This is a genomic window from Serratia sarumanii (assembly GCF_029962605.1).
Taxonomy (GTDB): domain Bacteria; phylum Pseudomonadota; class Gammaproteobacteria; order Enterobacterales; family Enterobacteriaceae; genus Serratia; species Serratia sarumanii.
The window spans coordinates 1,033,212-1,045,352 of the sequence record NZ_CP124750.1 but is presented as its reverse complement, the minus strand read 5'-3'; the positions used below and the strand labels follow the sequence as shown (position 1 = coordinate 1,045,352).

Here is a 12,141-nt window from a genome sequence, read left to right as displayed (position 1 = left end):
AGACAGGGAACTCATGTCGAAACACTATCTGAACATTTTCACCCAGCGTAACTCCGCCATTCTGCTGCTGCTGGGCTTCGCGTCGGGTCTGCCGCTGGCATTGACCTCCGGCACGCTGCAAGCCTGGATGACCGTCGAAAATATCGATCTGAAAACCATCGGCATCTTCTCGCTGGTGGGCCAGGCCTACGTCTTCAAATTCCTCTGGTCGCCGTTCATGGACCGCTATACCCCGCCGTTCCTCGGGCGGCGGCGCGGTTGGCTGCTGGTCAGCCAGCTGCTGCTGGTGGCGGCGATCGTGGCGATGGGCTTTATGCAGCCCGCGCAGCACCTGTGGTGGCTGGCGGCGTTGGCGGTGCTGGTGGCGTTCTGCTCCGCCTCGCAAGATATCGTGTTCGACGCCTACAAGACCGATCTGCTGAAAGCCGAAGAGCGCGGGGCGGGCGCGGCGATCTCGGTGCTGGGTTACCGGCTGGCGATGTTGGTTTCCGGCGGCCTGGCGCTGTGGCTGGCGGATCGCTATTTCGGCTGGCAAGCCACCTACTGGCTGATGGCCGGATTGATGCTGATCGGCGTGGCCGCCACGCTGCTGGCGCCGGAGCCGGACGAAAGCATCCCGGCGCCGCGCACCATGGAACAGGCGGTCGTCGCGCCGCTGCGCGATTTCTTCGGCCGCAACAACGCCTGGCTGATCCTGCTGCTGATCGTGATGTACAAAATGGGCGACGCCTTCGCCGGCAGCCTGAGCACCACCTTCCTGATCCGCGGTGTGGGGTTCGACGCCGGTGAAGTCGGGCTGGTCAACAAAACCCTCGGCCTGTTCGCCACCATCGTCGGCGCCCTGTTCGGCGGTGTGCTAATGCAGCGTCTCAGCCTGTTTCGCGCGCTGATGCTGTTCGGCGTCCTGCAGGCGATCTCCAACCTCGGGTATTGGATCCTGGCGGTGACCGACAAGAGCCTGCTCACCATGGGCAGCGCCATCTTCCTCGAAAACCTGTGTGGCGGCATGGGCACCGCGGCCTTCGTGGCGCTGCTGATGACGCTGTGCAACCGTTCGTTCTCCGCCACCCAGTTCGCGCTGCTGTCGGCGCTGTCCGCCGTGGGGCGCGTCTATGTCGGCCCGATCGCCGGCTGGTTCGTCGAAGCCCACGGCTGGCCGTTGTTCTACCTGTTCTCTATCGCCGCCGCCCTGCCCGGCTTGCTGCTGCTCGGCATCTGCCGTCAGACGCTGGAGCACACCCAGCAGCATGGCGACTTCATGCCGCGCACCGAGTTTTCAGAATCTTACCGTTGGGCACTGCGCCTGCTGACGCTAGGCTGTTCGCTGTTGGGCCTGTGGTTGCTGTTGCTGATCGCCAATGCGCTGGACTGGACGCAGGCACCGCTGCTGGCCGATCGGCTGCTGCAAGTCGGCGCCGCGGTGAGCCTGCTCGGCGTCGCGATGGGCAGCACGCTGGATTACCTCGCCCTTCGCCGCACCCGTTTGGCATAATCTGACCGGCCGGCGATTTCGCCGGCCGAAAAAAAAGCGATCCGGGGGTATATTTATTTCGCTAAAAAAAGATAATCGGCGCGAAAATTATTTTTTTATCCGACTGCCGCGCTCGGAAATAAAATTAAATTCACCTTTAAGACACAATTATTTTACATTAAATAAACCTTTTCTTCGTATTTCCCTGCCGCGCATTTCTTCGCCAAATTCATCATACCTTTAGTTTTCCTTAACATACGGGCTGCTCGTCACGATTCAGCGTGCCAACGCGTTGTTGTCATTAGTAAATTGTCACGCAGGGTTACATCTGTGACCCCCTTAACAGAAAGTGTCAACAAGCCGCTGACACTCCCTTAAGCATGTTTACAGTACTGCAACCTTCCCGTAAAATGCCCGCACACATGAAACGACAATTGAGCCTTTGTTATTGAGGTCGTTAGATGAGACTTAAGAAATACAATAAAAGTATTGGGATGCTGTCATTAATCGCAGCCACTGTATTGCTCAGTGGTTGCGATATGGTTTTGATGAATCCCAAAGGAGCAATTGGTGTTGAGCAACGGACACTGATTATCACTGCAATCGCGTTGATGTTGATCGTGGTGGTGCCAGTTATCTTCATGGCGTTCGCCTTTGCCTGGAAGTATCGCGCTTCCAACAAAGACGCCAAGTACAGTCCGAACTGGGCCCACTCCAACAAGATCGAAGCGGTCGTCTGGACCATTCCTATCATTATCATCGCCATCCTTGGCACCATTACCTGGAAGACCACCCACGAACTCGACCCGTTCAAGCCGATTGTCACCGACAAGAAGCCGATGACGATCGAAGTGGTGTCGCTCGACTGGAAATGGCTGTTCATCTACCCGGAACAAGGCATTGCGACCGTTAATGAGCTGGCTTTCCCGAAAGATGTTCCAGTCGAATTCAAGATCACCTCTAACTCGGTAATGAACTCGTTCTTTATCCCGCAGTTGGGTGGACAGATTTATGCGATGGCCGGCATGCAGACCAAACTGCACCTGATCGGCAACGAAGCCGGTGCCTACAAGGGCATCTCCAGCAGCTACAGCGGCGCAGGCTTCTCCGGCATGAAATTCACCGCGATCGTTACCCCGACCGAAGGCGACTTCGATCAGTGGGTAGCCAAGGTGAAGGCATCGTCTAAAAACCTGAACACCACCGACGACTTTAACAAACTGGCAGAGCCGAGTGAAAACAACCCGGTTGAGTACTTTGCCGCTGTCAAACCGAATTTGTTCAAAGAAACAATTGCCAAATTCATGGGCGACATGGATATGCACAAGGGCGCTGGCGCGCACGAAGGCATGGACATGAGCCAAGGTATGGACATGGGTGAACATGCTGCTCACGCCGGAGCCGAGGAATAACTGATGTTGGGAAAATTAACACTTGATGCGGTTCCGTACCACGAACCGATCATCATGGTCACCGTAGCCGCAATTATTGTCGGGGGCCTGGCAGTGCTGGCGCTGCTGACATATTTCGGCAAATGGAAGTGGTTGTGGAGCGAATGGCTGACTTCGGTCGACCATAAAAAAATTGGTATCATGTACATCATCGTGGCGATGGTCATGCTGCTGCGCGGTTTCGCCGACGCAATCATGATGCGTAGCCAGCAGGCGTTGGCGTCCGCCGGCGAAGCCGGGTTCCTGCCGCCGCACCACTACGACCAGATCTTCACCGCGCACGGCGTTATCATGATCTTCTTCATGGCGATGCCTTTCGTGGTCGGCCTGATGAACGTCGTGGTGCCGCTGCAAATCGGTGCGCGCGACGTCGCCTTCCCGTTCCTGAACTCCCTGAGCTTCTGGTTCTTCGTGGTGGGCGTTGTGCTGATCAACATCTCCCTGGGGGTCGGTGAGTTCGCTCAGACCGGTTGGCTGGCGTATCCGCCGCTGTCGGGTAAAGAGTACAGTCCTGGCGTCGGGGTCGATTACTGGATCTGGAGTCTGCAGATTTCCGGTCTGGGTACCCTGCTGACCGGCGTGAACTTCTTCGCCACCATTCTGAAGATGCGTGCCCCAGGCATGCCTATGATGAAGATGCCGGTGTTCACCTGGGCGGCGCTGTGTACCAACGTCCTGATCATCGTTTCTTTCCCAATTCTGACCGTCACCATCGCGCTGCTGACCCTGGATCGCTATCTGGGCACCCATTTCTTCACCAATGATATGGGCGGCAACATGATGATGTACATCAACCTGATTTGGGCCTGGGGTCACCCAGAGGTGTATATTCTGGTTCTGCCGGTGTTCGGCGTGTTCTCCGAAGTCACCGCGACCTTCTCCAGAAAACGCCTGTTCGGCTATACCTCACTGGTATGGGCAACCATCGCGATCACCGTTCTGTCGTTCATCGTCTGGCTGCACCACTTCTTCACCATGGGGTCCGGCGCGAACGTTAACGCCTTCTTCGGTATCGCCACCATGATCATTTCCATCCCGACCGGGGTGAAAATCTTCAACTGGCTGTTCACCATGTATCAGGGCCGTATCAAGCTCAACTCCGCGATGCTGTGGACCGTTGGCTTCATCATCACCTTCTCCGTAGGTGGTATGACCGGCGTTCTGCTGGCGGTGCCGGGCGCGAACTTCGTGCTGCACAACAGCCTGTTCCTGATCGCTCACTTCCACAACGTCATCATCGGCGGCGTGGTGTTCGGTTGCTTCGCGGGCCTGACCTACTGGTTCCCGAAATCCTTCGGCTTCACGCTGAACGAAAAATGGGGCATCCGCGCGTTCTGGTTCTGGATCATCGGCTTCTTCACCGCCTTCATGCCGCTGTACGCATTGGGCTTTATGGGCATGACCCGTCGTATCAGCCAGAACATCAACCCTGAGTTCCACCCTCTGCTGCTGGTTGCAGCCGGCGGTGCGGCGCTGATCGCCTGCGGCATCCTGTGCCAGCTGATCCAGATCTTCGTCAGTATCCGTGACCGCGAACAAAACCGCGATCTGACCGGTGACCCATGGGGCGCTCGTACTCTGGAGTGGTCAACTTCGTCTCCACCGCCGTTCTATAACTTTGCCGTAGTGCCGCAGATTCATGACCGTGATGAATTCTGGGACATGAAAGAAAAAGGCGAAGCGTATAAGAAACCGGCTAAATACGAACCGATTCATATGCCTAAGAACACCGGCGCCGGCGTTATCATCGCCTTCTTCAGCCTGGTATTCGGTTTCGCAATGATTTGGGAAATCTGGTGGATGGCTCTGGCCGGCTTCATCGGTATGATCGTTGTCTGGATCGGCAAGAGCTTCGATCACGATGTTGACTACTATGTGCAGGTTGATGAAATCGAGCGCATTGAGAACCAACACTACGAACAAATCCGTAAAGCAGGCGTGAACCATGTCAACTGAAACTCTGACCAATCATAACGCAGCCCATGCAGAGCATGGGCACCACGATGCGGGTGAGACCAAAGTCTTCGGATTCTGGATCTACCTGATGAGCGACTGTATTTTGTTTGCGAGCTTGTTCGCGACTTATGCAGTCCTGGTGAACGGGACCGCTGGCGGTCCCTCAGGTAAAGATATCTTCGACCTGAAGTTTGTCCTGGTCGAAACTTTCCTGCTGTTGTTCAGCTCCATCACCTACGGCATGGCGATGATCGCCATGAACAAAGGTAAAGTTGGCGGTGTAAACACCTGGCTGTTCCTGACCTTCCTGTTTGGTCTGGGCTTCGTGGCGATGGAAATCTATGAATTCCATCATCTGATCGCCGAAGGCTTCGGTCCGGATCGCAGCGCGTTCCTGTCCAGCTTCTTCGCGCTGGTCGGCACCCACGGTCTGCACGTAACTTCCGGCCTGATTTGGATCATCGTGCTGATGATTCAGGTGAGCAAGTTCGGCCTGACCGCGACCAACAAAACCCGCCTGATGTGCCTGAGCCTGTTCTGGCACTTCCTGGACGTGGTCTGGATCTGCGTATTTACCGTTGTCTACCTGCTGGGGGTTATGTAATGAGCCATTCATCCCATGAAACCTCTCACGGCGGCGCAAGCCACGGCAGCGTGAAGTCATACCTGATCGGCTTTATCCTGTCGATCATCCTGACGGTAATTCCATTTGCGATGGTAATGAACGGCACTGCCTCTCATTCCACCATCCTGGCGGTTGTTGTCGGCATGGCGGTTATCCAGGTGATTGTTCACCTGGTTTACTTCCTGCACATGAACACCTCATCGGAAGAGCGCTGGAACCTGGTGGCATTGCTGTTCACCGCTATGATCATCGGTATCGTTGTTGTAGGTTCACTCTGGATTATGTACAACCTCAACATCAATATGATGGTCGATTAAGAGCTGAGCTGCACGTGATGATTAAGCAATACCTGCAAGTCACTAAACCAGGAATTATTTTCGGCAATTTAATTTCTGTCGTTGGGGGATTCCTGCTCGCTTCCAAAGGGAGCATCGACTATCCCCTGTTTCTCGCCACCCTGGTGGGTGTCTCGTTGGTGGTCGCGTCGGGCTGTGTGTTTAACAACTACATCGACCGCGACATCGACAAGAAAATGGAGAGAACGAAGAATCGGGTGCTGGTAAAAGGCCTGATCGCGCCGAGTGTCACCCTGGTTTATGCGACCGTTCTGGGTATTGTGGGCTTCGCGTTGCTGTATATCGCGGCCAACCCGCTGGCCATGTGGCTGGCGGTGATGGGCTTCGTGGTTTATGTCGGCGTTTACAGCCTGTACATGAAACGCCACTCGGTCTACGGCACGCTGATCGGCAGCCTGTCGGGCGCCGCGCCGCCGGTTATCGGCTACTGCGCGGTAACCAACGAGTTCGACGCCGGCGCGTTGATCCTGCTGGCTATCTTTAGCCTGTGGCAGATGCCGCATTCTTATGCGATCGCTATCTTCCGCTTTAAAGATTACCAGGCGGCCAACATTCCGGTGCTGCCGGTGGTGAAAGGCATTTCCGTCGCCAAGAACCACATCACGGTCTACATCCTGGCATTTATGATCGCCACGCTGATGCTGACCCTGGTGGGCTACGCCGGCTACAAATACCTGATCGTCGCTGCGGCGGTGAGCGTCTGGTGGCTGGGCATGGCGCTGCGCGGTTACAAAACCGAAAACGACAGCGTCTGGGCGCGTAAACTGTTCGTGTTCTCCATCGTCGCCATTACCTCGCTGAGCGTGATGATGTCGATCGACTTCAGCGCCACGGCGGCGCCTGAAGCGCTGGTGACCTACGTTTGGTAAGCCAAATCATCCGTAAATGGGCCGCTTTTGCGGCCCATTTTATTTGTCACGCCGAAAAGCGGCCGAACTGTAATATCTGTTAAACAACATTCGATTTACCCCCCCTGCCCTGCACACTAAAATGACGCAGCTTTACAGAAATCATGCCATCAGGCGCTGTCTCAACGTCTGATGGCATGGTTTTTACCGAGGTTTGATGTGAACGATAATTCAATGACCCCGCAGGAGCGCCGCGCCACCTGGGGATTAGGCACCGTATTCTCCCTGCGCATGCTCGGCATGTTTATGGTACTGCCGGTGCTGACCACCTACGGCATGGCGCTCAACGGCGCCAGCGAAGCGCTGATCGGCATCGCCATCGGCATCTACGGCCTGGCGCAGGCGGTGTTTCAAATCCCGTTCGGCCTGGTGTCCGATCGCATCGGCCGCAAGCCGCTGATCGTCGGCGGCCTGCTGATCTTTGCCCTCGGCAGCGTGATCGCCGCCGCTACCGACTCGATCTGGGGTGTGATCCTCGGCCGCGCGCTACAAGGCTCCGGCGCCATCGCCGCCGCGGTAATGGCGCTGCTCTCCGATCTGACCCGCGAACAGAACCGCACCAAGGCGATGGCGTTTATCGGCGTCAGCTTCGGTATCACCTTCGCCATCGCCATGGTATTGGGCCCTATCATCACCCACGCCTTAGGCCTGCATGCGCTGTTCTGGATGATCGCCGTACTGGCGCTAGCCGGCATTGTCATCACCCTGGCGGTGGTGCCTTCCGCCGACACTCACCTGCTGAACCGCGAGTCCAGCATCGTGCGCGGCAGCTTCCGCAAGGTGCTGAGCAACTCGCGCCTGCTGAAGCTCAACTTCGGCATCATGTGCCTGCATATCCTGCTGATGTCGAGCTTCGTGGCGCTGCCGCTGGCGATGGAAAAAGCCGGGCTGGCGGCCAGCGAGCACTGGATCGTCTACCTGGTCACCATGCTGGTGTCGTTCGCCGCCGTGGTGCCTTTCATCATCTATGCCGAAAAATATCGCCGCATGAAACAGGTGTTTATGGGCTGCGTGGCGGTGCTGTTCTGCGCCGAAGTGTTGCTGTGGCTCTCCGGCGCGCGCCTGTGGGGCATCATCGCCGGCGTTCAGCTGTTCTTCATAGCCTTCAACGTGATGGAAGCCATTTTGCCTTCGCTGATCAGCAAAGAATCGCCGGCCGGCTACAAGGGCACCGCGATGGGGGTCTACTCCACCAGCCAGTTTCTCGGCGTGGCGATCGGCGGCAGCCTCGGCGGCTGGCTATACGGATTGCAGGGCGCAGGGCTGGTGTTTATCGCCGGCGCCGTGTTGGCCGCGGTCTGGTTCCTGGTCAGCAGCACCATGAAAGAGCCGCCGTATGTCAGCAGCCTGCGCATTACGCTGTCGGAACTGGCGGTAAAGGATTCGGCGCTGGAAAGCCGCCTGAAGGCGCAGCCCGGCGTGGCCGAAGCGATCGTGGTGCCGGAAGAGCGCAGTGCCTACGTCAAGGTGGACACCAAGCAGACCAATCGCGGTCAGCTGGAAGCGCTGGTCAATTCGCTGTAAAGAAACGGGCCGGCAATGCCGGCCCCGTAGAGATTAATCGCGGAAGTTCTTGAACTGGAACGGCTGCCCCAGATCGCCGCCGCGCACCAGCGCCATCACGCTCTGCAAATCGTCGCGTGACTTGCCGGTCACCCGCACTTCTTCGCCCTGGATCTGCGCCTGCACCTTCAGCTTGCTGTCTTTGATCAGCTTGACGATTTTCTTCGCCACAGAGGTTTCAATCCCCTGCTTCAGCTTGGCTTCCACGCTGTAGGTTTTACCGCTGTGGGTAAACTCTTCCGGGATCTCCAGCGCGGCGCCGTCGATGCTGCGCTTGCTCAGCTTTTCGCGCAGAATGTCGAGCAGCTGCTGCACCTGGAAATCAGACTCGGTGGCAACCTTGATGCTTTGGTTTTTCTCGTTTAGCTCAAAGCTGGCCGGCACGTTGCGAAAATCCCAGCGGGTGCCGAGATCGCGGGTGGCGTTCTCAACGGCGTTACGCACTTCCTGCATATCAATTTCGGAAACGATGTCGAAAGATGGCATACTTCTTCCTCCTGAATGAGTGCCTAATAGCTTAGGCGATTTTGATGCCGAGCATGATAACCGCTTTGCCGCCTCAGACAAAATCTGCTGAACGCACGCAGGGATAGCGCTTCGGGCTGCTATAAAGCCTATAGTTAATTCACGGTAATTGAGCGGTATTCCCGTGTTTCCAAGGAGACTGAATGAAAATAACCATTCTTGGTTGCGGCGCGCTCGGACAACTGTGGCTCTCCCGGCTGTATCAACAGGGCCACGATGTGCAGGGATGGCTAAGAGTGCCTCAGCCTTTTTGCGCCGTGAACGTGATAGAGCCGGAAGGCGTCTCGTTCAATCGCAATTTGCCCACCAACGATCCGGAGCACCTCGCGCAGAGCGAGCTGCTGCTGGTGACGCTGAAAGCCTGGCAGGTGTCCAGCGCGGTCAGCGCGCTGCTGCCGAAGCTGAACCCCCAGTGCGCCATTTTGCTGCTGCACAACGGCATGGGCACCCAGGAGGAGCTGCCGCCGAACGGCCAGCCGATCCTGCAGGGCACCACCACCCACGCCGCGCGCCACGAAGGCAGCACCATTATTCACGTCGCCACCGGCATCACCCACATCGGCCCCACCTCGCCGGCCGCCCAACACCTCAGCCACCTGGCGGAAGTGCTGCATCAGGCGCTGCCCGACGTTGCCTGGCACAACAACATCGCCTCGGCCAACTGGCGCAAGCTGGCGGTCAACTGCGTGATCAACCCGCTGACGGCGCTGTACGGCTGCCGCAACGGCGATCTGCAGCGCTACCCGGAGCAGATCGAAACGCTGTGCCGTGAAGTCGCCAGCGTGATGGCGATGGAGGGCTACCACACCTCCTGCGAAGGCCTGATGCAATACGTGATGGACGTGATCCACAGCACCGCCGACAACGTTTCGTCGATGCTGCAGGATATCCGCAGCCAGCGGCACACCGAGATCGACTACATCACCGGTTACCTGCTGCGCCGCGCGCGCAGCCACGGCCTCACGCTGCCGGAGAATGCGCGGCTATTTGAACTGATTAAACGAAAGGAAAATGAATATGAGCGTATCGGCGCTGGTCTGCCTGGCACCTGGTAGCGAAGAAATCGAAGCCGTCACCACCCTCGATCTGCTGGTGCGGGCGGGCGTAAAAGTCACTACCGCCAGCGTTGCCGGCGACGGCGAGCTGACTATCGTCTGTTCGCGCGGCGTCAAGCTGCTGGCCGACGCGCCGCTGGTGGCGATCGTCGATGAGCCGTTCGACGCCATCGTACTGCCCGGCGGCCTGAAAGGCGCAGAATGCTTCCGCGACAGCCCGCTGCTGGTGGAAAAGGTGCGGCAGATGCATCTGCAGGGCAATATCGTCGCCGCCATCTGCGCGGCGCCGGCGCTGGTGCTGCAGCATCACGATCTGTTCCCGATCGGCAACATGACCGGCTTCCCGGGCCTGAAAGACCAGATACCGGCGGATAAATGGATGGAGCGCCGCGTGGTGTACGACGCGCGCGTCAACCTGCTCACCAGCCAGGGGCCGGGTACCGCGATGGAGTTCGCGCTGAAGCTGATAGACCTGCTGCTCGGCAAGGCCAAGGCGGCGGAGATCGCCGCGCAGCTGGTGCTGATCCCCGGGATGTACGATTATCGCGGCAGTGAAGAAAACTGAATCAGCGATCGTAAACACGGGGCGCAGATCCGCGCCCCGTATCGCGTCAAAAACTGAGCTGGCTGGAGAAGCCCAAAACCAGACGCTCACTCGGCAGCGCGCCGGGTTTGATCACCGGCGTGCCGGCGAAAATGTCCGCAGCAAAACGCCCCTGATTCACCTGCAGGCCAATGACGCTCCCCGCCAACTGGCCGCCTTCCCCCTGTTGTTTGGCCAACTGCCCGTAGTCGAATCCAATATAGGGTTGCAGCATGTCACGTTCCAACGTCAGCGTATTGCGCAGATACCCTCCGCTGCTGCCGATCAATTTGCTGTCGCCGCTAAACCCACGCACCGTAGAACGGTCGCCGATAAACGACTTATCCTGGATCGGCTGTGCGGCGCTCGCCCATTGCCCCGATAACTCCCCGAGATAACGCAGACGATGACCAAATGCATTGAAGGGTTTCAGCATACTGCCGCCCGCTCGCAGCTGCTGTTCGGCATGTGAGCTCCCCTTCCCGACCCCGGCAAGGGCGTCGGCGGTCAGCGCGATTTGCGTACGGGCGCCATAATAAAGATGGCTGGCGCCCAGCTTCAGGCTGGTTAGCCGTGCGCTCTGCAAGGCAATCTCCGTGTCATTGAGGTAATAGCGGTAATGACGTTGCAGCAGTTGCGCATTCAACGACGTTTTCTCATTCATCCCGCGCGCCAACGTATAGTCAGCCTGCAGCCCCCAATACTGCGAACGGCCGTTATAGCGATAATCGGTGAAGTTGCCGGCGAAAGTCTGGTGATAGCGGCTGTCTCCGCCCAACGCGCTGAAGCGCCAGTATCCCCAAGGCAAGCTATAGTACAGGGCGCGGCTTTCATTGCCTTTGCCCGGCGGCGCCAGAATGCTGCGCGCCATCGACAGGTATAAAACGTCGCCCAATGCGGTCAGATTATCGAGATACAGCGCGCCGCCGGTCTGATAACGCCCCGTAGAACGAACGCCGGCGTCATCCGCCCAGGCGGTAAAACGCCAATATTTATCCTGTTGGCGCAGGATCTCGATATCGCTTTCGCCAGCTCGTTCGCCCGGAGCAATGCGGATATCGCTGATGACGCCCGGTATCCCCCCCATGTTCTCCAGCCCTTGCTCGATACTACGCAAATTCAGCACATCGCCGGCCGCAATGGGAAAAAGCGCATCGGGGCGGAAATAGGCGCTGCTGCCCGCCTGCATTTTCAGCTGACCGATGCGGCCATAATGCACACGTACCTTCAGTATGCCTGTCGGTACCTCTTGAACGTCGAGCTGCACCCGCGAAGTGATATAACCTTGCGCTATCAGCGCGTTTTGCAGCTTTTTGCGCAACCTCGCCAACCCTTTATCCCCCATACAGCGGCCACGGGCCGTATGCGCCAACTGTTTGAAAGCCGTGAGGCGTAGCGGCGCCGTCGCCGTTTCGACTTTATCGATCATCCAACACGGAGATTCGCTGATAAATATGTCCGCTTGCGCATTTTGCTCCGGCTGCGGCGACAAAACAGGAGGGGTGGACGGTAACAGTTTGCGTTGCGTATCGCCGATGAGGCTTTCCTGGCTAACGCGTTGTTTGGCCGGCGCCGGCGTGGCTTCAGCGCGGCTGCAACAGCTGAACAGCACGCCCAGACAAAGAATAAGACATTCCCTTTTCATGCT

At 57.7% G+C, this 12,141-nt stretch carries 11 protein-coding genes; 9 read left to right on the top strand and 2 right to left on the bottom strand.

Translation table 11 applies throughout. The features are described 5' to 3' along the window. Positions 1-13: 13 nt before the first annotated feature. From ampG to SSARUM_RS04850, 7 genes are all read left to right on the top strand, one after another. A complete protein-coding gene (ampG, locus tag SSARUM_RS04880; RefSeq protein WP_060429624.1) occupies positions 14-1,492 on the top strand; it encodes a muropeptide MFS transporter AmpG in 1,479 nt (492 codons plus the stop codon). 440 nt (positions 1,493-1,932) lie between these two features. Beyond that, positions 1,933-2,883 (top strand): cytochrome o ubiquinol oxidase subunit II, encoded by a 951-nt coding sequence (gene cyoA / locus SSARUM_RS04875; RefSeq protein WP_025301763.1) that lies wholly within the window; start codon positions 1,933-1,935, stop codon positions 2,881-2,883. 3 nt (positions 2,884-2,886) lie between these two features. Then, entirely contained in the window at positions 2,887-4,878 is a 1,992-nt protein-coding gene (cyoB, locus tag SSARUM_RS04870) for a cytochrome o ubiquinol oxidase subunit I (RefSeq protein ID WP_033637313.1), read from the top strand. Next, positions 4,868-5,482, top strand: coding sequence for a cytochrome o ubiquinol oxidase subunit III (locus SSARUM_RS04865; protein WP_004940367.1), 615 nt, complete (start codon positions 4,868-4,870; stop codon positions 5,480-5,482). The genes cyoB and SSARUM_RS04865 overlap by 11 nt, the downstream gene beginning before the upstream one ends. Continuing rightward, positions 5,482-5,820: a cytochrome o ubiquinol oxidase subunit IV gene (locus SSARUM_RS04860; protein ID WP_004940369.1), complete on the top strand. Its 339-nt coding sequence runs from the start codon at positions 5,482-5,484 to the stop codon at positions 5,818-5,820. Before SSARUM_RS04865 ends, SSARUM_RS04860 begins: the two co-directional genes overlap by 1 nt. A 17-nt stretch (positions 5,821-5,837) precedes the next feature. Next, the gene (gene cyoE / locus SSARUM_RS04855) at positions 5,838-6,728 is read left to right on the top strand and encodes a heme o synthase (protein WP_019454196.1); all 891 of its coding nucleotides are present in this window, start codon (positions 5,838-5,840) and stop codon (positions 6,726-6,728) included. Positions 6,729-6,926: 198 nt separating this feature from the next. After that, the gene (locus SSARUM_RS04850) at positions 6,927-8,291 is read left to right on the top strand and encodes an MFS transporter (protein ID WP_060429622.1); all 1,365 of its coding nucleotides are present in this window, start codon (positions 6,927-6,929) and stop codon (positions 8,289-8,291) included. Positions 8,292-8,324: 33 nt separating this feature from the next. Here SSARUM_RS04850 and SSARUM_RS04845 read toward each other — a convergent pair whose 3' ends face one another. Next, positions 8,325-8,816, bottom strand: coding sequence for a YajQ family cyclic di-GMP-binding protein (locus SSARUM_RS04845; RefSeq protein WP_004940373.1), 492 nt, complete (start codon positions 8,814-8,816; stop codon positions 8,325-8,327). Between the two features lie 182 nt (positions 8,817-8,998). On the opposite strand from SSARUM_RS04845, the gene panE reads away from it, so the two are divergent. Next, positions 8,999-9,910, top strand: coding sequence for a 2-dehydropantoate 2-reductase (gene panE / locus SSARUM_RS04840; protein WP_033647309.1), 912 nt, complete (start codon positions 8,999-9,001; stop codon positions 9,908-9,910). Next, positions 9,873-10,475, top strand: coding sequence for a protein deglycase YajL (gene yajL, locus SSARUM_RS04835; RefSeq protein ID WP_060429620.1), 603 nt, complete (start codon positions 9,873-9,875; stop codon positions 10,473-10,475). The genes panE and yajL overlap by 38 nt, the downstream gene beginning before the upstream one ends. Positions 10,476-10,521: 46 nt before the next feature. Here yajL and SSARUM_RS04830 read toward each other — a convergent pair whose 3' ends face one another. Beyond that, the gene (locus tag SSARUM_RS04830) at positions 10,522-12,138 is read right to left on the bottom strand and encodes a ShlB/FhaC/HecB family hemolysin secretion/activation protein (RefSeq protein ID WP_039566995.1); all 1,617 of its coding nucleotides are present in this window, start codon (positions 12,136-12,138) and stop codon (positions 10,522-10,524) included. Positions 12,139-12,141 lie beyond the last annotated feature (3 nt).